This is a genomic window from Acrocarpospora corrugata (assembly GCF_009687845.1).
Taxonomy (GTDB): Bacteria; Actinomycetota; Actinomycetes; order Streptosporangiales; family Streptosporangiaceae; genus Acrocarpospora; species Acrocarpospora corrugata.
Genome location: NZ_BLAD01000103.1, coordinates 15,579 through 35,874, shown reverse-complemented (window position 1 = coordinate 35,874; position 20,296 = coordinate 15,579). Strand labels below are relative to the sequence as shown.

At 68.3% G+C, this 20,296-nt stretch carries 14 protein-coding genes; 7 read left to right on the top strand and 7 right to left on the bottom strand.

The window, feature by feature from the left end; translation table 11 throughout:
• From Acor_RS37515 to Acor_RS45785, 3 genes are all read right to left on the bottom strand, one after another.
• The coding region (locus Acor_RS37515) for a DUF6879 family protein (RefSeq protein WP_340163133.1) at positions 1-308 on the bottom strand (308 nt) is incomplete at its 3' end.
• A complete protein-coding gene (locus Acor_RS37510) occupies positions 301-570 on the bottom strand; it encodes a hypothetical protein (protein ID WP_155341528.1) in 270 nt (89 codons plus the stop codon). The genes Acor_RS37515 and Acor_RS37510, both read right to left, overlap by 8 nt.
• A gap of 284 nt (positions 571-854) precedes the next feature.
• On the bottom strand, positions 855-2,519 hold the full coding sequence (locus Acor_RS45785) for a spherulation-specific family 4 protein (RefSeq protein WP_155341521.1): 1,665 nt from the start codon (positions 2,517-2,519) through the stop codon (positions 855-857).
• A gap of 316 nt (positions 2,520-2,835) precedes the next feature.
• Here Acor_RS45785 and Acor_RS37500 point away from each other — a divergent pair, with 316 nt between their 5' ends.
• Positions 2,836-3,702, top strand: coding sequence for a class A beta-lactamase-related serine hydrolase (locus Acor_RS37500; RefSeq protein WP_246239655.1), 867 nt, complete (start codon positions 2,836-2,838; stop codon positions 3,700-3,702).
• 310 nt (positions 3,703-4,012) lie between these two features.
• The gene (locus tag Acor_RS37495) at positions 4,013-6,088 is read left to right on the top strand and encodes a hypothetical protein (protein ID WP_155341520.1); all 2,076 of its coding nucleotides are present in this window, start codon (positions 4,013-4,015) and stop codon (positions 6,086-6,088) included.
• On the opposite strand, the gene Acor_RS37490 is transcribed toward Acor_RS37495, so the two are convergent.
• Positions 6,075-6,542 (bottom strand): hypothetical protein, encoded by a 468-nt coding sequence (locus Acor_RS37490; protein WP_155341519.1) that lies wholly within the window; start codon positions 6,540-6,542, stop codon positions 6,075-6,077. The genes Acor_RS37495 and Acor_RS37490 overlap by 14 nt on opposite strands.
• Before the next feature lie 92 nt (positions 6,543-6,634).
• Between Acor_RS37490 and Acor_RS37485 the strand changes: the two genes are divergently transcribed.
• Positions 6,635-6,925: a hypothetical protein gene (locus Acor_RS37485; RefSeq protein ID WP_155341518.1), complete on the top strand. Its 291-nt coding sequence runs from the start codon at positions 6,635-6,637 to the stop codon at positions 6,923-6,925.
• 193 nt (positions 6,926-7,118) lie between these two features.
• On the opposite strand, the gene Acor_RS37480 is transcribed toward Acor_RS37485, so the two are convergent.
• The 3 genes from Acor_RS37480 to Acor_RS37470 are packed head-to-tail and all read right to left on the bottom strand — an operon-like array spanning position 7,119 to position 14,887.
• Complete coding sequence (locus tag Acor_RS37480) at positions 7,119-12,266, bottom strand: DNA repair ATPase (RefSeq protein WP_155341517.1); 5,148 nt, start codon at positions 12,264-12,266, stop codon at positions 7,119-7,121.
• Positions 12,263-14,344, bottom strand: coding sequence for a flotillin family protein (locus Acor_RS37475; RefSeq protein ID WP_155341516.1), 2,082 nt, complete (start codon positions 14,342-14,344; stop codon positions 12,263-12,265). The genes Acor_RS37480 and Acor_RS37475 overlap by 4 nt, the downstream gene beginning before the upstream one ends.
• Positions 14,345-14,887 carry a hypothetical protein gene (locus Acor_RS37470; RefSeq protein WP_155341515.1) on the bottom strand — a complete coding sequence of 181 codons (543 nt, stop codon included), beginning with the start codon at positions 14,885-14,887 and terminating at the stop codon, positions 14,345-14,347. It abuts the gene before it with no gap.
• A 144-nt stretch (positions 14,888-15,031) separates the two neighbouring features.
• Between Acor_RS37470 and Acor_RS37465 the strand changes: the two genes are divergently transcribed.
• From Acor_RS37465 to Acor_RS37450, 4 genes are all read left to right on the top strand, one after another.
• Positions 15,032-15,895 (top strand): NAD(+)/NADH kinase, encoded by an 864-nt coding sequence (locus tag Acor_RS37465; protein WP_155341514.1) that lies wholly within the window; start codon positions 15,032-15,034, stop codon positions 15,893-15,895.
• 98 nt (positions 15,896-15,993) lie between these two features.
• The gene (locus tag Acor_RS37460; protein WP_246239653.1) at positions 15,994-16,398 is read left to right on the top strand and encodes a DUF485 domain-containing protein; all 405 of its coding nucleotides are present in this window, start codon (positions 15,994-15,996) and stop codon (positions 16,396-16,398) included.
• Position 16,399: 1 nt separating this feature from the next.
• Positions 16,400-18,103, top strand: coding sequence for a solute symporter family protein (locus Acor_RS37455; RefSeq protein ID WP_155341513.1), 1,704 nt, complete (start codon positions 16,400-16,402; stop codon positions 18,101-18,103).
• Between the two features lie 233 nt (positions 18,104-18,336).
• Complete coding sequence (locus Acor_RS37450) at positions 18,337-20,274, top strand: hypothetical protein (protein ID WP_246239651.1); 1,938 nt, start codon at positions 18,337-18,339, stop codon at positions 20,272-20,274.
• Positions 20,275-20,296 lie beyond the last annotated feature (22 nt).

Sequence of the window (20,296 nt, the reverse complement as noted above, 5' to 3'; positions counted from 1 at the left end):
AGGTACAGGTCGATCGGCTCCTCCACCACCCGCACTCGGTAGAGGCCGATGTTGAGCCTTGCCACCTCAGCGGAAAACTCGCGAAGATAGTCGCGTTCCTCCTCGATAAGCCGCAGAGCCTCGCTCCAGGCACCCCGAGAAAACGCTTCCCAGCTTCTGACTCCCGGCTCCTTGAAATGTTGTTTCCGTTCGAGTTTCCACGATTCCTGGCCTGCTATCTCCCATTGCAGACTCCGGAATTCCTGGCGATAGGCGTTGCGCGCGAGTCGCGCCCCAATGGACTGATCGAGTTGTCGGAATTCAGACATCGGGGATATCCGCTTTGGCTGCCACAAGCATCCGTCGTGGGATGATCACGAGTTTTTCGTCGGTAGCGATACGCACATCTTCGGGAAGGCGGGATCGATACGTCTCGGTAACGTCACGGCCGATCACAGCGATGTCGCCGTTGTCGAGCTCCCAGATATCCGGGCAATCATCACGGCCTCCGGTGGCACCAAGCTCGGCAGCCGACTTACCCAGGCGACGCGAAAAGGATGCGGAGATATCCGCATCCCATAGGCGACTTATAGCCATATAGCGGCCCCTCAGCATGTGACCGAAATAGACACTTTCACTGTATAGGCAGCCGTTGGCCGAGGCAACGTCCTCTGCAATAGGGACCGAATTCCAGTGAATTAGAGGCCGTCTTGCTTTTTGTAGGGACAATTGGTACCTGAATAGGGCAACGCCTGGCGGAACTCTGGTTCCGAGCTGGGTCCCAGCCAGTCCGACTAGGCAATTTGCCATATTTAGTGTCGATTTGGGGCAGTGCATATATGGCGAATGCAACTTTCCCGGGCCCTGGTGGTCGGTCATTCGACCGTGATGACTTCGCTGTAAGCGTCGGGGGTGGAGCCGCGGAAGACGGCTCGGTGCGGTGATACCTGGGGGTAGGCCGTCCGGGGGACTCGCCAGACGTGGCGGTCGTCGGAGACGGCCAGGTCGACGGGGGCGAGGGGGGTCCAGGTCCAGCCCGGGCCTTGGTGGCGGAACAGCCAGCCGCTCTCGACCAGGTGGTCGGCTCCGAGTCCGAGGACGGGCAAGCCGGTGGTCTCATCGCCGTCAAGGTCCAGGAGGACCTGGTGGATGTCGAAGGGCACTCCGAAGCTGGCCTGGTAGACGACCGCGTCGGGGCCGATCGTGCCATCGGGGTCGGTGATGGGGTCGCGTCCGGCGGGGGCGGTGGTGACGGTCAGGTCGGGGCCGGAGGAGCCGCCCGCGTCGTTTCTGGCGACGACGGTGAAGGTGTACGGCGTGGCGGGGGTGAGGGCGCCGATGGCGGCAGCCGTACCCGGGGTGGAGGAGATCAGGAGGCCGTCGCGGTAGATGTCGTAGGCGCGGGCATCGGAGGACGGTCGCCAGGTGAGGCGGAGGCCGGAGGGGCGGACCTGGGAGGCGGTCAGGGCTTCTGGGCGGGTGGGGCGGAGGCCGGGGCACGGGATCGTGGCCAGGCGGGCGGGGTAGCTGAAGGGGGAGAGATTGCCGGCGTGGTCTCTGGCTCGGGTGCGGATGCCGTAGAGGCGGCCGGGCTTCAGGGACGTGAGGTCGATGGTGGGGGTGCCGGCCAGGGTGTCGGCGGTGTGCTGGCCGTCGACGTAGATCTCGTAGGCGATGGCGTCGGGGGAAGCGGGCCAGCGTAGCGACAGGGTGGTGGCTTCGCGGGTGGTCGCCTCCGGGGGGCCGGGTCTGGCGGGCGGGAGGGTGTCGGGGGCGGTGGCCTTGGCCTTCTCGGTGGTGAGGTAGGTGTCGTCGGGGAGGGTGTCCCAGGGGTTGGCGAGGACGTCGGGGGTGACGTACATGTAGCCAGCGTTGCGTTGTTTGCCCAGGTTGATGGCCTGGGTGGGGTCGGGGGCGTCGTGGACGAGGTGCCAGAAGCGGCGGGGGTCCTGGGTGAGCTGCCACTGCGGGGGCTGCCAGGTGCGGTAGCCGGCCAGGTCGCCTTCGAAGGAGACGAGCACGTCGGCGGCGTCGGAGAAGCATTCGGGGACGCCGGTGCCGGGGTTGGCGGCCAGGCGGGCGGCCGGGTCGTAGCGGCGGGTGAAGGTGCGCAGGTCGCGGTAGCCGGCGGCGGACGGGCAGTCGTCGGCGACCTCGTCGAGGAAGATGCCGGTGAGGCCGTGGTCGCCGTACAGGCGGTACCAGGCGGCGATCTCCTGCTGGGTCTGGGTCAGCCAGGCGGCGGCGTCGGACTCGCCGAAGCGGGTGACGCGTCCGGTGCGGCCCAGGTAGCCGGTCGTGACGTACCCGAGGACGGTGACGCCGCGCTCATGCGCGGCGGACATGGCGGCGGCGAGTTCCGCGTCGACGGTACGGCCCGGCCCCGAGACCGGATTGGCGACCGCGATCGAGGGGCCGGTGAGCCGGGACCAGGTGGCCGGCGCGAAATAGGCAGGTACCCCCAGCAGCTGACCGATCTCCGTACTGGGAATCGGCGGCAATAACAGGACGAAAGATGCGATGACCCGCAGTAGCACCATGAGCACAGAAGGTTAGTGCCATAGGTCACCGCGACGGGCGAACAATACGAAAGCCAATACGGGACACCACCGCCCCGAGGCATCATCACCACTCGGCCCGATGCGGCGCGCCGTCCGTTCGGGGACGCGATCACCCTTCGGCCCGATGCGGGGCACGCCCAGTTGGAGGCGTGATCACTACTCTGGCCGATGCGGGGCACCACCCACCCGGAAGCATGATCGCTATCGGGTTGTTTGTTACTGAATGTCGGATTCTGGAAGCCGAAAATGGTTCATATCGCCGCGACGAATTCCGATCGTCGGCTAACTTTGGCGCGTGCGCTCGACCATGGTGACCTCCGTTGTCCTTCTTCTCGCCGCTCCCGCGGTCGCCGGCTGCGCGTCGGAGGCGGAGGTTCCGGTCGCGAAGGCGGCGTCGTTCGTCTCCGCGGCCTCGCCGTCGCCCTCGCCGACCGCGCGGAAGCCGGTGATCGTGCCCAAGGGAGTGACCGCCGGTTACGTGGTCTACGACCGCCAGCTCCGCAAGGTGACCGTCTTCCGGAACGTGCACAAACGTTTCCGCTCCGCCTCGGTCGTGAAGCTGCTCATCGCCATCGACCACCTGGAAGACGTCAACAAGCCCGACCTGGCGCTCCTCCAGCCGATGCTCCGGGTCAGCGACGACAACGCCGCCACCACCCTCTGGCGGCGCGGCGGCCAAGGCAAGATCATCCTCCGCATGTCCAAGCGCCTCGGCCTGACCGACACCAGCCCCCCGCCCGCCGACAAACCTGGCTTCTGGGGCTATACCGCGATCAGCGCCCTGGACATCGCCAAGGTCTACCGCTACCTGCTGGAGAAGGCCGACCCCAAGGTCCGCAACGCCGTCCTCACCCAGCTCCGCAAAGCCGACCAGTGCGGCAGCGACGGCTTCGACCAGTACTTCGGCATCCCCCGAGCCGTCCCCAAACCCTGGGGCGTCAAACAGGGCTGGTCCGGCTACGGCTCGGTGCCCCCCTCCAAGTGCGTCCGGGTCCGGGCCTCCGCCGCCGACGTCGACTTCGCCCACCCGGTCCTGCACACCACCGGCGTCCTCGGCGACCGCTACATCATGGTCCTCCTGACCACCCAGACCACCTCCTGGTCCGACTCCACCAAGAAGATCACCAAACTCGCCAAGGACGTCTACCGCGCCGCACTGTGAGCCCAAGCGAGTCGGCGTTATCCGGCACCGTTGACGAAAGGAACCCCGACCGGCCCGTGGAACCGCCGCCCACCCCGCACGACAGCCGGGGAACCGGCGCTACCCACACCCCGTCGGCGATTGCTTTCGCCATGCCCGCGCCAAGAGCGCGACTCAGGCGGCCGACGGCGGCGCCGCGGCGATGTGATCCTCAAATCGTCCGGGCGCTCTGGCCCTCGCCTGCCTGCTCCAAGGGGTGGAGTGTCGGTGTTTCAGGCCAATCTGGTGCTGAACCATCACCTCGTGAGCGGGTGTCGCCGATGATGGAGGCATGACAGAGAGTCCCTCTGTACCACCGGGGACCGGGCCGCTCTCGCCCGAGTTCGCCGGGATCGATCCGGTGTTGATGGACGGGTTCATCACCGAGTTGGAGCGGGCCGGTCAGGTCATCGCCGAGCAGGTGGAGAACATCCGCCGGGAGCTGGCTTCGGTCGATCTGCCGGCGGCGGGCCTGGCGCCGATCCGGGAGATCGGCGGCTGGGCCGAGCAGCAGGTTCCCCGGCTGCGGCAGCGGCTGGCGGCCATCACCGCTCCGGTGCCCGACATTCCCGCCCCCGCGTCTGCCGCCGCCACACCTGCGACGGCGCTTGCCGCCGCGGTGTCGGCGGTCACCGCGGCGTTCGGCCCGGGCCTGCGGCCCTACCGAGAGGACGCGCTGCTGCCCCCGGCCCAGGCACAGCAGCTCGGTGAGGCGTTGGGTGAGCGCTTCGCCGCCATCGATCCCGAGGAGTTCCATTTCACCGGTCCGTACGCCTCCGACCGGCTGGCCGCGGTGTTCCAGGAACTGGAGGCGCATCAGGACGATCCAGTCTTCACCGCCGCGTTCTTCGCCGCCCTCGGCCGGGACGGGATGCGCCAGATCGTGCCGGCGTTGCGGCGACTGCACGGGCAGGAGTCGCAGGACGCGGAGCGAGTGGCAGGGCTGGCTTTCGCGAGCGCGGTCAGCGGCGGCGCGCAGGTGCCCGGGTTCGCCGCGGTGATGAAAGCCGTGGAAGAGGTGGAGAGCGGGGACGCTGAGGGCATACAGATGCTTTCGGCTCTGCTCGGCCAGGGCGACTACCCGGATGTGTGGCTGGCCGAGCGCGTCGCGCCCATGCTCGTGGACGGGGTGCCATCGGCGGGGTTGCTGAACGCGCTGGCCAACAATCCGGCCGCGGCCCGCTTGGCGATCACCCCGGCGATCCGCTTGAGCCCCCGCCCGACCCTGCCGCCCCTAAAGACACCTCCCTTCGGGGAATCCCCCACGCCTGGGGACGTCCGACCCAGCCTGACCGCCTTCTTGAAGGGGCTCAACGACCGGATCAGAGGGCTTCCGGAGCAGTCCAAGGCCTTCGGGCGGTTACTGGCCGCCGCCAGCGGCGTCTACGACGAGCAGGACGGCAAGCACAGCCGGGAGGCGGCCGTGTTCGCCTACGCGGTGATGACCGGGGCCGATGAGTGGCGATTGAACGACGCGACCCGGATTCACCTGGCGGAGATCGCGGCCTCCTACGCCACCGAGATCACCCTGGGCGCCAATCTCAATGACGCCGACCTGGCCAAGGACAGCGCCGAGCAGGTCGCCCCCGGCTGGTTCGAATGGACGCCACTCCCGCAGGTTCGTGGCTCCTTCCGGCTGAGCCCCGAGGACACCTTCCGCTTCATGACCACATTCGCCGGTAACGCCGAAGCGCGACTCCGGTTCGGCGTGGGCATGGATGAGTTTCTCCAGCGGACGCTTTCCCAGCCGTTGAACACCGTGAAGAACAGCGGGGATCCCACCTCGCTGGACAGTCTGTTCAAAGCTCTGGGCAATGTCCGGGGTACTGAGTTGGCGGCTGCCGTACATGTGCTCCAGCCCGAGGACGAGCAGGCCGAGGGCGCCGAGAAGGCTGAGAGCTTCGTCGCGGGAGCCACCCTGGCGGCTCTCGGGCTGGTCAGTCCATTCACCGCCATCCCCGTGACGTGGACCGCGTTGTCCACCGGGGTTTCCGCTTACTACACCTACGGCCGGGATTCGAAGGAGAAGGCGGAGGAACTTCGAGAGTCGGCCGAAACGGTGAAGTTGGGACGCCGCCATGAGATGGCTCTGCTCCTCATGAAGCAGGGGTTCGCTCCTCAGACGCCCCCAGCCGGCATCATCGCCGACTCAAACGGCAACCTTCGCCCGTTCGGCGAAATCTTCCAGCGGGGCACTGAGGGGATACAGGCCTTCGACCAATGGATGGTTGACAACGGCCTGGGGAAAGGCAATCCGCTTTCTCTGGGAGAACTGGCCGTACAACAGGCCGATAACTATATCGGTGGCCATGAGAACGCCTATAGCCGGGGAAAGATTTATGGGAAACCGGAGCTCATGACCGACTGAGGCACTGGGTCTCACCCTGTACGGAATACTGGCCGTTCTTTGTGGAATTCAGCAGGATGACGGTTCTTGCGGGCTCGTTCACCATGCGGACGGCCGAGCCCTGGCTGTTGGCGACCTGGTAGTCGGCGACTCGGCCCATAGCGCCTATCATGATGTTGTTCAAGATGTCGGGCATCCGCTGCGGACTGATATCCAGACCGGTGGCGGCGAAGGTGCGCTTGGCTTTGCCGTCCTCGCAGGAAATGTCCTTACCTCCAGGGTCGGTGACCTGGATGTTCCGGGCCCTCAACTCGTCGAAAAGCTTGAGGACGTGCGCCTTGAGCGTCTCGCCCGCCTCGGCCACCGTCGGTTCCTTCTCGTTGCCGATCACGGTCACGGCGATCACCGCGACCAGAACGGCCGCCAGGATCGTCGCGCCGATCCGCAGCGCAAGGCTTCGGGTGGAACGGGGCATTGGATATCCTCCAAAGAGCTGGCCGCCTGAGCGCACCATCTCATATCGTCTGGGAGACCGCGCAAGCCGTTCCGAGGAAAGCGGGGAAAAGTATGGCCCCCAACCCACAGGACATGGCCCCCAACCCTCGTAGCGAGGAATTGCGGCGGGTCCTGGCCAAGGTGCGTGTGCAGGTGGCGCAGTTGGAGGAGGCCTTGGACCGGCCGCATGTGGAGTTCACCGGCAAAGCGGTCTGGGTGGGGCCGGTGGCGCGGACTTTCACCGAGGAGCTGACCGCGCGCAGAGCGAGGCTGCGGGTGCTGGCCCAGCGAATCATCGAGGAGCTGGAGAACGAGTTGCGCGGCACGCCGGAGCGGGTGGCGCGTTCCTCGGCCGCGTGGTGAGGCTGTCGACTATCGCGGCCGGACCCGTGACCTACGCCGATCGTGGCGGATCAGTAGCAGGAGGCAGGGCCTTTCAGCACGCCGCGCGGTGACGGCGCATACTCGCCGGTGAAGGACGTCGGAAAGCCGTGTTCGGGAGAACTGCATGCACGGGTTGAAATGGCGAGAAAGTGCGCATCAGCCCCGACCATACTCAGGGGTCGTTTCTGGTTAGGGCTTTTTCGATGTTGGAGACGTTGTCGGCGAGGAGGCCTATCGCGCCGATGGCGCGGGTCATGGGGTCGTCGTCAGGGCCGCCAAGGGTGCGCTGGCGGAGGTAGCCGGATTTGACCTCGGACCAGCGGGCGGCCTGGGCGGAGGTGAGAGTGCCGCGGAGTTCGGCGAGTTTGAGGAGGTTGGATTCGGCGCCGGAGGTGAGGGTCTGGGCTTCGCCCAGGTAATGGTCGTCGATCATGGCGTTGAGTTCGGTGGCGTTCATGACGGGGACGACGCGCTGGGCGAGTTTGTTCATGTTGCGGTAGGAGCCCTGGAGTTGGAACGGGGGTTCGGTGCGGCTGGCGTCGGCTTGGGCGGCGGAGGCGATGTAGGCGCGGTTTACTGAGAGGACGACCTCCTGGACGCGGAGGAGGTTGCGGAGGACGCCGAGGATCTGTTCCAGTTCGGTGGCGCCGTAGGGGTGGTCGAGTTGGTCGGCGTTGCCTTCGCCGCGGGCCAGCCGGACCAGTTGAACGATGTCGCCGCGGTCGGCGCCGGGGGCGAGAATGTCGTTGGAGGTCAGGGCGTTCTCGATGTAACTGAGCGCGAAAAGGTCCTCCTTGCCGGACAGGACCTCACCGAGGTTCCAGACGTCGGCCCGGTTGGCCAGCATGTCAGGGATGCGGAAACGCTGGCCAGACTCGGTGTACGGGTTGCCCGCCATACACACCGCGAACCGCTTGCCACGCAGGTCATAGGTCCGGGTCCGGCCGTTCCACACACCTTCCATCCGGCGCTGGGCGTCACACAGCGAGATGAACTTCTGCAGCAGCTCCGGCGCGGTGTGCTGAATGTCGTCGAGGTACAGCAGCACGTTGTTGCCGCATTCCAGGGCAAACGAGATCTTCTCGATCTCCTGGCGCGCAGTCGCGCCGGGCGCCTCACCGGGATCCACCGAAGTCACCGCATGCCCAAGCGCGGGCCCGTTGACTTTCACAAACACCAGCCCGAGCCGACTGGCGACATACTCCATCAACGTCGTCTTGCCGTACCCGGGCGGCGAGATGAGCAGCAACATGCCCATCTGGTCGGTACTGTTCCCATCCCCCAGCTGCTTCGCCAGGTTGTCCCCGATCAGCGGCAGATACACCTCATCCAGCAGCCGATTACGCACAAAGGCGTTCATCACGTTCGGCCGGAACTCATCCAGCCGCAACCGCCGCCGCTCCGCAGCAACCAGCTCTCCCCGCTGCCGCTGGTAGGCCCGATACGCGGGCATCCGCTCATCCCGGAACCGCCGGGTCCGCGCCAGGATCTCGTCCAACCGAATCTCCAGCCGCCGCCCCTCGATCCGCGGATGCGCCCCCAGCAGCCCTTCGGCCACCCCGGTCAGCACCGCCGACGACTCCTGCCGCGGCAGCTCACACAGCAGCACGGCCACAGCTTCCTGCAGCACATCCCCCACATCGACAGTCGCCGCATATGACGTCAGCCAGGCCAGCGCGAGCTGATGCCGCTCCCGCAACTCGACCGCCGCCAACTCTTCGGAAAGCGCCTCAACCCGCTCCGGCCCAAGCGAAGCCCGAAACTTATCCAGAAACGCTCGAACCCCAGCACTCGTCACGAACCCTTCCGAAGCATCCGCGAGCTCCTCGAAAAGGTAATCGGCGGCATCGACTCCGACGCCCAGAGCCGATTCGCCCGCTCTCTCCGCATGCCGGCGACCCACGAACCCAAAGGTCTCAGGACCAGACGTCCCATGACCGAGAGCCGCAGGACCAGACGTCCCATGACCGAGACCCGCAGGAACGGAAATCCCATGGCCCAAGCTCGCAGAGCCGGAATTTGTGAATCCAGAGGTCCCAGGATTTGACACCCCTACGCCGGAGGTCGCAGACGCGTAGCCGCCCAGCCCGGGAGCACCAAGTCCGGAGTCGCCGGAGCCCGTGATGCCGTGTTCCGCGGTGAATTTGGCGATGGCTGAAGCCAGTTCGCGCTGGAGTTCCGCGATGGCCGGGGGGCTGCCGCCGAACAGGGCGCGGGCGCGGGCCAGTGAGCGGGCCCGGGTTGTCCATCTGTTCCGGGTCGCGTCGTCCGTACCGAAGGCCCAGAAGAACTGGGCGGCGGCGCGGGCCTGCGCGGGGTAGCGGAGGAGGCCGGCGCCGGTGTGCAGGTCGAGGACCACCCGCAGGATGGCGGCTGCGTCGTGGTCGTGGACGCCGCGCTCGTAGCCCTCGTCGAAGCGTTCTTCCGCGGCGCGGCGGACGATCGGGAGCAGGTCGCGTTCGGACAGGTCGTTGACGGTGCCAGAAACAGCGGTGCCAGAAACAGCAGAGGCGGAAACAGCAGAGGCGAGACCAGCAGAGGCGAAACCAGCAGAGGCGAAACCAGCAGAGGCGAGACCAGCGGTGGCGAGACCAGCGGTGGCGAGACCAGCGGTGGGGAAGCCAGTAGTGGCAAGGACGGCGGTGGCGAGGTGTTCTGCGCGGTAGACCTCGGTGGTCTCGGAGACCAGGAGCTGGTTCCAGAACGGGCGGGTCGCCTGGAAGGCCGCGTCGGTGACCGGGGAGCGGTAGTCGGTGCCGGTGATCGCGAAGGCCATGCCGTCTTCGTGGGGCACCAAAGTCAGGTCAGCGGGCTGGGTGTTGACGGCGAAGCGGTGCCGGCCGAGCCGTACCGCGTCGCCGTCGAACAGGTCGAGGCGGTCGCGGAGGGATCGGCCGGCCTCCTGGCGGGCGGCGCGGACGCGGCCGTCGAGTTCTTCGGCGCGGACCCGGTCGCCGAGTTCGCGGAGTTCGGCGGCGACGGCGCGAAGTTTGCCGACCATCGGGTCGGTGGCGAAGTAGGTGTTGACCTCGTCGAGGGTGGTGAGTCCGGCCGAGCGACGCCGTACGCTGCCCAGAATGCGATCCGCGGACTCGACGAGACGGTCGGCCCGGCGCGCCCGCTCGTCCAGGAGGGTCTGTTTGCGCGCGGAGAACGCCTCGTAGACGTCTTCGCGTTTCTGTTCCAGCTGGGCGAGGAAGTCGTCGAAGTCGGTGAAACGGGATTCGAGACCTTCCAGCTGGAGCAGCAGCCGCCCGAGCTGCTCGTCGCAGCGTTCGGGGGTGCTGGATCCGGCGAGCCCGGCGGCGACGGCCTGTCCGAGGAGCGCGAACTCGGCCGCGAAGGCGGCGCGCCCTTCGCTGCCGAGCAGTTCGCGGCGGCGCGCGTCCAGGGTGGCCCGCGCCCGGTTGATCCCGGCCAGCACCGCTCCGACCCGCTCCAGGATCGCGGTCCGCGCGGTCGCCTCGACGTCGAGCGTCCCGACGACTTCGACGAGCGTCTCCAAGCCGACGGACTGCCGGCCCAGCCGCTCGGTGACCGGCGCCGCGCCGGCCACGGTGGTGATCGCCTCCGCGTCGGCGGCCAGCCGGTTCACCTCGTCGTGGAAGCCGGTGAACGCGTCGTCGCCCTTCAGGTGCTCGACGACCCGCCCGGCGGTCGCGGCCAGCTCCTGCCCGAGGCTCGCCGCCATGGCGTCCAGCCGGGCGAGGTCGAGGTGCCGCCGCTCCCGCAACGTCACCAGATGCCCCTGCGCGCGCCGCAGTTCGGCGAGCCGGGTCACCCCGTCGCCTTCGATGGCCTTGATCCGCGCCGCCGCCTCGTCCAGCGCGAGCACGGCCTGCTCGGTCAGCTCCTGCACGTTCTCGAACTCGTCGAGCACCTGCTCGGCGGTGCCCCGCAGCGCGGTCAGCGGTTCCCGCAGGTCATGCTCGCCGAGCCAGTGGTAGGCGTCGAAGGCCCGCTCACAGGCCGCGATCAACGCCTCGAACACGGCCGCGGCCGGCGACATCTCGCGCACCATCCGCGTGATCGACAGGCAGTCCGAAATCCCCCGGACCAGTTCCCCGTTCCCGATCCGCTCCAGCTGCCCGGTCCCGGTCGGCGCGGCCGTCTCAGCCGTGTACGGCGTCTGCCACACCTGCATCGGATGAACCCGCGTCGGCTCATCCGACACCGCCTTGAACACCACCAGCGTGCCGTCGTCGAACAACGAGTACCCGTGACAGGAGATCGGCGTCGCCACCTCCTTGCGGATCACGTTGTACGGCAGCAGCAGCGACCGCCCCTCCTCCCGCGCGTGAAAGACGTAGAGCACATCCTCCTCAGCCCGGATAACCCGCTCATACTCCAGACTCGCCACATCAGTCTCGAACGTCTTCACAACCCCGGTGGTCAGGTAATAACCCCCCGGAAAAATGATCCCCTGATCCTCCGGCAGCCGCTGGCACGCCTGCCCGATCCCGTCCAGCCGGACGACCTCCTTGGTCCTGGTGTTGAACACCAGATACCGCCACTCGGTCTCCTTGTAAGGACGGATCTTCAGCAGCACCAGCGGCCCCACCCGGGCATGCCACACATCCGCGTCCGCCAGGCTCTGCAACGGCTCAGCGACCGGCTCCCGGTAGACGCCCTCCCCCGACTCCGTATTGTTCTCGATCTTGATCGTGAGATCCCCGCCGACGGTCTCGACGAACAGCTCACCCCCGATCGAGATGTGCGGATGCCGCCCCAGCACATGATCGTCCCGAGTCGTCTCCACCCACTCGAAGTCGTGCGCGGGCGGAAACACGTGATCGCGTTCCCCCCGGTTGTCCAGATAGGTGAGCGTCCCGTCGTTGCCGACCGCCCAGCGCAGCACCCGGATGTCCTGCGGCCCGGTCTGGAAGACCGCCAGCAGCCGCCCCTCGATCCGGCGCAGCTGCAGCAGCCGCGTCTCCTTGTAGTACCGGTACAGCTCGCCGAAATCCCGCTCGAACTGCGGGTCGGTGAACAGCCCGGGCGCGTCCTCGAACCGGTACGCGTCCCCGTCCCGGGAGAACCGGTGGAACGCGAACACGTCCGCCACCGCCGTCTGCGGCTTCAGCCCGATGAACACGTTGTAGCCGAACACCATGGTGTCCCCGGCCGACACGATGTCCCTGGGCACGCAGTTGTTCGCGGTCCTGATCCGCTCGGTCCCGATCAGCCGCAGTTCGGAGCTGCCGAACACGCCCAGCCGCCGCTGGTTGAGCGCCTCCGCCGCGGCCGCCAGCTCATCGGCCTGCTGAGCCAGCCGGGCACGAAGGATCTCGTACGTGCCGGCGTCCAGATTGACGGTCACGACTTCGTCTTGACGGGCCCGAGCGCGGCCACCGGAGCCTCGGCCACGCCGAGCCGCTGCGCGGTGCTGAGAAGTTCACGCAGCTTGTCGGTGTCCTCCCCGCCCGACTGAATGAGTTTGACGAGGAACGCCGACAGCGTCATGTTCCGCACGTCCGCGCTGTCCAGCCCGCCGATGATCTTCGCCAGGTCGTCGGCGATGCTCTCCGACCCGTTCAGGTACGGCGCCGCGATCGCCTGCATCGCCTCGGACCCGCCCAGGAACCCGTCCACGCTCTTGCCCATCGCGATCGACCCGACCAGCTTGTCGAGGAACATGGAGTCCCCGCCGACGATGTCGATGTTGGCCTTCTGCAGCCCGGCGGAGAGCACGGCCGCCTGCGCCTCGGCCACCTCGCGGTGCGCCCTGACCCCGGCCAGCCGGATCTCCTTCTCCGCCTCCAGCCGCAGCCGGTACTCCTCGTGCCCCCGGCTCGCGTCGGTCATCGCGGCCATCGCGGCCGCCTTCTCGGTCAGGCCCTCGGCCTCGGCCTTCAGCCGCTCGCCCACCATCGCGGCGGCCGACATGGCCTTGGCCTGCTCGCCCTCCGCCTCCGCCTTCAACCGCTCCCGGGTGCCGTCCGCGCCGGCCAGCGCCTTCTCCCGGTCGACGGCGGCCTGCGCCCTGCCGACCTTCTCGATGGCGGCCGCGTCCCGCTCCTTGACCTGCACCTCGGCCAGCCCGGTGGCGGCCGCCTCCGCCTGCACGCCCTCGGCCAGCCGGATCTTGGCGCGGGCGTCCAGTTCGGCGGTCTGCTGCCGCGCCTCGGCCAGCACCAGCTCCTCGCGGGCCCGGAACCTGGCGGCCTGCTCGGCGGCCTCGGCCGCCTTGATGTCCTTGACCAGGTTCTCCTGGGCCTCGGCCTCGGCGCCGATGACGATGGCCTGGCGGGTGCGCTCGGCCTCCTCGACCACGCGCAGCCGCTTGATGCTCTCCTCCTGCTCGGCCACCGTCTTGTCGACGGCGATCCGGTCCCGCATCACCTCGGCGATGGCCCGCTTCTCGACTTCGAGCTCCTTGTCCTTGGAGATCTTGGACAGCTCGGTCTCCCGGTCCCGCGCGATCACTTCGAGCAGGCGGTCCTTCTCGATCCGCTCGGTCTCGATGGCGATGACCCGCTCGCGGTTCTTCTGCGCGACGGCGATCTCCCGGTCCCGGTTCTGCCGCTGCACGCCGAGTTGCTCGTCGGTCTTCACCGCCGCGGCCTCGGCCTTGAGGCGCTCCTCGGCGCGGACCTTGGCGGTCTCCGCCTCCTCGCGCGCCTGCATGGTCTCGACCTCGCGCTTCTGCTTGGTCTCCGCGTCGGCCTGCCGCCGTTCCAGCTCCAGGATGGCCTCCCGGGCGTCCACGTTCTGCCGGGTGATCTCCTTCTCCTCGTTGCGCTGGAACTCGTTGGTGCGCACGTGCTCGATCGCGGTCAGCTCGGTGATCTTGCGGATGCCCTGGGCGTCCAGGATGTTGGCCGGGTCGAGCTTGGAGAGCGGGGTCTGCTCCAGGTAGTCGATGGCCGCGTCCTCCAGGCTGTACCCGTTGAGGTCGGTGCCGATGACGCGCAGGATCTGGTCCCGGAACTCGTCCCGCTTGGTGTACAGGTCGACGAAGTCCAGGTGCTTGCCGACGGTCTTGAGCGCTTCGGAGAACTTGGCGTTGAACAGCGTCTGCAGGGTGCCCTCGTCGCTGGCCCGCGCGGTGCCGATGGCCTGGGCGACCTTCACCACGTCCTCGGCGGTCTTGTTGACCCGGACGAAGAAGGTGATCCGGATGTCGGCCCGGATGTTGTCCCGGCAGATCAGGCCCTCGTTGCCTGAGCGCTCGATCTCGATGGTCTTCACCGAGATGTCCATCACCTCGGCCTTGTGCACCACCGGCAGCACCACCGCGCCGGTGAAGGTGACGTCCACCCGGCGCACCTTGGAGACGATCAGCGCCTTACCCTGCTCCACCTTGTGGAACAGCCGGCTGATGACGAACACCAGGCCGATCACGATCAGCAGGATGACGGCGACTAATATGCCCGCGCCGGCCGAGATGACATCCATCTAGAGTTCCCCCTCGTAAGGCATGACCCAGAAGAATTCGCCTTCCACGTCATAGTCGAAGATCAGCGCGGTTCCCCCCGCGCGGAAGGTGTCGGTGCCGGTCTGGCGGACCTGGATCACCGCGGACGAGCCGTCCTCTGCGTGCACTTCGGCTTGGCCGAAATCCCGGGTCACCGTGCCGGTGCGCAGCACGCAGAGCCGCCCGACGAAGTCCGTACGGGACGGCGCCCGGTCCGCGGGCAGCGCCCTGCGCACGACGGCCAGCAGGAAACGCCCGCCGAGCCAGCCCCCGGCCAGCGCGACGGCGAGTGTGGCGACCCGGGCCGGGCCGCCGGTGAACAGCGCGGTTCCGGCGAGCGTGACGAACCAGGCGAAGGCCACGAACATCGAGACCGCCGCGGCCATCGGCACGCTCAGCAGCTCGCCGTCGTCCAGGCCGACCAGACCGGCCACCACGAGCACCCAGAACACCAGCACGACCAGGAGCGCGAAGGTGAAAAGGACGGCCGGAAATTCCAGCGCCGTCCGTACCAAGTCGCCCATCAGACCTCCAGCCGCCACCATGCCCCCAGGCAGCTGAACGTGAAATCTAGCTATACGGGTTCCGGAGATCAATATTTCGTCTGATATCTGTCCAAAAGGGGAGGCTGCCAATGGCTCACCAGCATGATCACCTACAGTGATGACATGGGCATGGTGAGTACGGTCGGCGTGATCCTGCACCCACGGCGGGATTCCAAGGAAGCCATAGAGACGATCATCGACTGGGCCCGGCTCCGCGAGGTGACCGTACTCGGCCTGCACGACGAGGTCGGCCGCATCGACTGCAGCGCCGTCCCCGTCGACGCGGCCGCGCTGGCCGGCCGCGCCAACCTGCTGGTCAGCCTCGGCGGCGACGGCACGATGCTGCGCGCGATGCGCCTCAACTCCGGCCGCAACACCCCCGTCCTCGGCGTCAACCTGGGCAAACTCGGCTTCCTCGCCGAGATCGACGTGCACGAACTGCCGCCCGCGCTCTCCGCCATCGACAACCGCCAGTACACGGTCGAGCCCCGGATGGCCGTCCGGGCCATGCTGCCCGGCGTCGGCGCGCTGCTGGCCTTCAACGACATCGCCCTGGTCCGCATCCCCGGCGACGGCCTGGCCGCCGTCTCGGTCTCGGTGGAGGGCAGCCCGTTCGTCCGGCTGGCCGCCGACGCGGTGATCGTCGCCACCTCGACCGGCTCCACCGCCTACAGCTTCTCGGCCGGCGGCCCGATCGTCTCACCGACCGTGGAGGGCTTCCTGGTGGTGCCCTCCGCCGCGCACTCCACCTTCAACCGGGCCCTGGTCCTGTCCATCGACGAGGAGGTCACCCTGGACGTGCTGCCCTCCAGCGGACGCCTCGCCGTCGAAGTGGACGGCCAGATCGCCGGCTACCTGAATGCGGGCCAATCCCTGACCGTCAGCGCCCAGCGCTCGGCCGCCCACGTCGTACGGCTCGGCACCACCACCTTCTACGAGCGGGCCCGCCGCAAACTCCGGGTCAGCGGCAGCGCCGAAGCCGACTAGCTATTCCTGCGTTTTCCGGAAAAAACCTGGACCCACCCCTATCGTTTGGTTTCGTTGCGGAGTGACATAGCCACGCAGGGTGACAACAGGAGGGCCGGATGGCCGGAGAACCGCGCATGTCGGCCGTCCCCGGCGGGGAGTTCACCGCACTGGCCCAGGACCGCAGGTTCCACCTGCTGCGCACCAGGTTCCGGCGCCTGGCGGTGACCATCGTCGCCTCCTTCCTGGGCTGGTACTTCCTCTACATCGCGCTGTCGGCGTTCGCCCGCGACTTCATGGCCCGCCCCGCGTTCGGCCACATCAACATGGCCCTGCTCCTCGGCGTCCTTCAGTTCGTCTCCACCTTCGTGCTGGCCTGGCGCTACACCCGGTACGCCCGCCGCATGCTCGACCCGCTGTCCGCGCAGCTGCGCGACGAGGCCGCCCGCCGCCAGGTCGAACGCGAGCACGTCGAGCAGGTCATGGCCGAGCGCCGGCGGATCGAGAACTGGACGAGAGGCTGACATGCAGGGAGATGGTCGATTCCTGACGTTCGGCCTGTTTCTGGTGTTCATCCTGATCACCTTGGGCATCACCGTCTGGGCCCGCGTCAACACCCGCGACGCCGACGACTTCTACGCCGGCGGCCGCGGCTTCTCCGGCCCGCAGAACGGCCTGGCCCTGGCCGGCGACTACATGTCCGCCGCGTCCTTCCTCGGCATCGCCGGCATCATCGCCCTGTCCGGCTACGACGGCTTCCTCTACTCCATCGGCTTCCTGGTCGCCTGGCTGCTCACCCTGCTGCTGGTCGAGCTGATGCGCAACGCGGGCCGCTTCACCATGGCCGACGTGCTCTCCTACCGGGCCAGGCGGCAGCCCATGGTGCGCACCGCCGCCGCCATCTCCACCGTCACCGTCTCGGTCTTCTACCTGCTGGCCCAGATGGTCGGCGCCGGCGCGCTGGTCTCGCTGCTGCTCGGCATCCACCCCGGCGAGACCTTCATGGGCCTGTCCGCCGGCGCCGCCAAGGTCCTGACCATCATCGTGGTCGGCCTGATGATGGTCTTCTACGTCACCTACGGCGGCATGAAGGGCACCACCTGGGTGCAGATCATCAAAGCCGTGCTGCTGATGACCGGCACGGTCGTGCTCACCCTCCTGGTGCTCGGCCGGTTCGGCTTCAACGTGAGCGACATGCTCGGCGCCGCCGCCGAGGCCAGCGGCCGCTCCGCCGACTTCCTCCAGCCCGGCCTCAAGTACGGCAGGGAGATCGAGGGCGACCCGCTGCGCACCCTGATCAACAAACTGGACTTCATCAGCCTGGCCGTCGCCCTCGTCCTCGGCACCGCCGGGCTCCCGCACATCGTCAGCCGGTTCTTCACCGTCCCCGACGCCCGCACCGCCCGCACCTCGGTCAACTGGGCGATCGGCCTGGTCGGCGTCTTCTACCTGATGACGCTCGCGCTCGGCTTCGGCGCCACCGCCGTGGTCGGCCAGAAGGCCATCGCCGCCCAGGACCCGGCCGGCAACACCGCCGCCCTCCAGCTGGCGCACGCCCTCGGCGAGTTCGCGGGCGGCCCGATCGGCGGCGACATCCTGCTCGCCTTCATCGGCGCGGTCGCCTTCGCCACCATCCTGGCCGTGGTCTCCGGCCTGGTGCTGGCCTCCTCCACGTCCCTGGCCCACGACTACTTCGGCCACGTGCTGATGCTCGGCCGCCCGCGCGAGTCGCAGGAGGTCGCGGTGGCCCGGTTCGCCGCCTTCCTGGTCGGCGCGCTCGCCGTGGTCCTCGCCGTGGTGGTCAGGAACCTGAACGTGGCCTTCCTGGTGGCGCTCGCGTTCGCGATGGCCGCCTCCGCCAACCTGCCCGCCATCGTCCTGTCGCTGTTCTGGCGGCGGTTCAACTCGGCCGGCGTGGTCGCCGGAATCTACGGCGGCCTGATCGGCTCGCTGGTCCTGATGGCCCTGTCCCCCGTGGTCTCCGGCAAGATCGACCCGGTCACCGGAGCCAGCCTGTCGCTCCTGCCCGCCGGCGTCGACTTCCACCTGTTCCCGCTGGAGAACCCCGGCCTGGTGTCGATCCCGTTCGGCTTCCTGTGCGCGGTCGCCGGCACCCTGCTGAGCAGCGAGAAGGCCGACCAGGAGCGGTACGACGAGCTCTCCGTCCGGTCGCTCACCGGCACCGGCTCGCACCGCGCGGCCCACCGCCGACCCGGCAAACGCAAATAGCGCCCTATCGGGGTGAACCAGTCGCCGCTCTGGACCGTTGTGACCAACGAGTGTTCCTCTACGCCGAACTGAGGCGTATCCAGCTAGGGCGTTCCACCCCGTTCCACCCCGTGTCACGAAACTCGGACAGAGCAAGCGACCGTCAAGGAACATGCAAGCGGTACACCTATCACTTGAGTCGTACAGGCAAGGCCTGGAGGAACCGAACCGACCCTGCAGGATGAGAGGAAGCCGTGAGCTTGGTACAAGGGCTGGAGACCTGCTCAGCCGACTTCGGCGACGGCATCGAATTCACACTCATCGCCGGCGAACGCGCGCTCTACGTGGACGGCGACCTGCAGGCGGCTCGACGCTGGTTCGACGACGCCTACCGGATGGCCCAGGGCGAGAACAACGCCACCGCGATGGCCCGCTCCGCACTCGGCCTCGGCGGAGTCTGGGTGCACGAGCACCGGACCACCGTCGAAGCCGGCCTGGTCCGGATGCGCCAGCGGCACGCGCTGGCCGCCATCGACGCCCGCTCGACGCTCGCCCTGCGCCTGCGGGCCCGCCTCACCGGCGAGGAGGACTACCGCAACGGCGAGCACGCCGCCATCATCAAGATCGTCGCGGAGGCCCGCAGGGCCGGCGACGCGCAGGCCCTGGCCGAGGCGCTCAGCCTCGCCCACCACTGCCTGCTCGCGCCCGAGCACGGCATGCTCCGCGCCGACCTGGCCGAAGAACTGGTCGCCCAGGCCGGCAGCACCGGCCGCCGCGGCGACCTGCTGATGGGCCTGCTCTGGCAGACCGTCGACCGCTTCCTGGCCGCCGACCCGCACGCCGAGCGCGCCCTCGAAGAGCTGCGCTCCCGCCTCGACCAGCACGACCACCGCGCCGTCGGCTTCGTGGTCAGCGCCATGGACGTCATGCTGGCCGTACGGACCGGCAAGTTCGGGCAGGCCGAGACCCTCGCCAACGTGGCCGCGGAACGCGGCTCCATCGCCGGCGACGTCGACACCACCGGCTGGTACGGCGGCCAGCTCGGCACCATCCGCTGGTTCCAGGGCCGGATCGCCGAACTCGTCCCGGTGCTGCTGGAGATGGTCAACTCGCCGATGCTCAGCGCCGTCGACAACTCCTACTTCGCCGCCCTCGCCGTCGCCTCCGCCGCCAAGGGCGACAAGCGGCTCGCCACCGGCATGCTGGCCCGCCTGCGCGGCCGCGACCTGGCCGACCTGCCCCGCTCCAGCAGCTGGCTGACCACCATGTACGGCATCGTGGAAGCCGCCTACCTGCTCGACGACACCGAGACCGCGGCCCAGGCCTACCAACTGCTCAGCCCGTTCGCCCGGCTGCCCATGATCGTCAGCCTGGGCGTCTCCTGCTTCGGCTCCACCCGGCACGCGCTCGGCGTGGCCTGCCTGACCGTCGGCGACGTGGACCGGGCGGTGGAACATCTGCGCGGAGCCGTACAGGACAATCTGGCGCTCGGGCACTGGCCGGCCGCGGTGCTGGCGCGGTGGCGGCTCGGGCAGGCGCTGGCCCGGCGGAACGGTCCGCACGACGAGGCGGCCACCCGCGAGCTGGCGCTCGCCCAGGAGGAGGCGGCCGAACTCGGCATGGTGCTGCCGGCCGCGCCCGAGTCCCGCGCCACGATCAAGTCCAAGGAGGTCGGCCGGTGCCGCCGGCACGGCCGGCACTGGCAGATCGACCTGAACGGGCGGACCGTGCTGGTCGACCACAGCGTCGGCATGCGCCACCTGGCCACCCTGATCGCCAACCCCGGCTGCGAGATCCGCGCCACCGACCTGGCCGCAGGCCCCGGCATGGCCGAAGGCGAATCCGACACCGGCCAGCCGGTCCTGGACGAGCAGGCCAAGCGCACCTACAAGCAGCGCCTCGCCCAGCTGCAAGCCGAAATCGACGAACTGGAGTCCCAGCACGACCTCGGCCGGACCGAGGCACTGCGCGCCGAACGCGACTGGCTGGTCGACGAACTGGCCGCCGCCACTGGCATGAGCGGCCGGGTCCGCCGGTTCACCGGCAGCGAGGAACGCGCCAGGATCGCGGTCGGCAAAGCCATCAGGAGAGCACTCACCCGGATCACCGAAGCCGACCAGATCATCGGCGAAGAACTTCGCACCACGGTGCAAACCGGGCTGCGCTGCTGCTACCGGCCCGCCGACCGGTAACGAGGTTCCACGGCATGGAACG

Coding starts and splice junctions, on each gene's coding strand:
- Acor_RS45785 (WP_155341521.1), bottom strand. CDS start 2,519: ATGGTGCTACTGCGGGTCATCGCATCTTTCGTCCTGTTATTGCCGCCG.
- Acor_RS37495 (WP_155341520.1), top strand. CDS start 4,013: ATGACAGAGAGTCCCTCTGTACCACCGGGGACCGGGCCGCTCTCGCCC.
- Acor_RS37490 (WP_155341519.1), bottom strand. CDS start 6,542: ATGCCCCGTTCCACCCGAAGCCTTGCGCTGCGGATCGGCGCGACGATC.
- Acor_RS37485 (WP_155341518.1), top strand. CDS start 6,635: ATGGCCCCCAACCCACAGGACATGGCCCCCAACCCTCGTAGCGAGGAA.
- Acor_RS37475 (WP_155341516.1), bottom strand. CDS start 14,344: ATGGATGTCATCTCGGCCGGCGCGGGCATATTAGTCGCCGTCATCCTG.
- Acor_RS37470 (WP_155341515.1), bottom strand. CDS start 14,887: ATGGGCGACTTGGTACGGACGGCGCTGGAATTTCCGGCCGTCCTTTTC.
- Acor_RS37465 (WP_155341514.1), top strand. CDS start 15,032: ATGGGCATGGTGAGTACGGTCGGCGTGATCCTGCACCCACGGCGGGAT.
- Acor_RS37460 (WP_246239653.1), top strand. CDS start 15,994: ATGGCCGGAGAACCGCGCATGTCGGCCGTCCCCGGCGGGGAGTTCACC.
- Acor_RS37455 (WP_155341513.1), top strand. CDS start 16,400: ATGCAGGGAGATGGTCGATTCCTGACGTTCGGCCTGTTTCTGGTGTTC.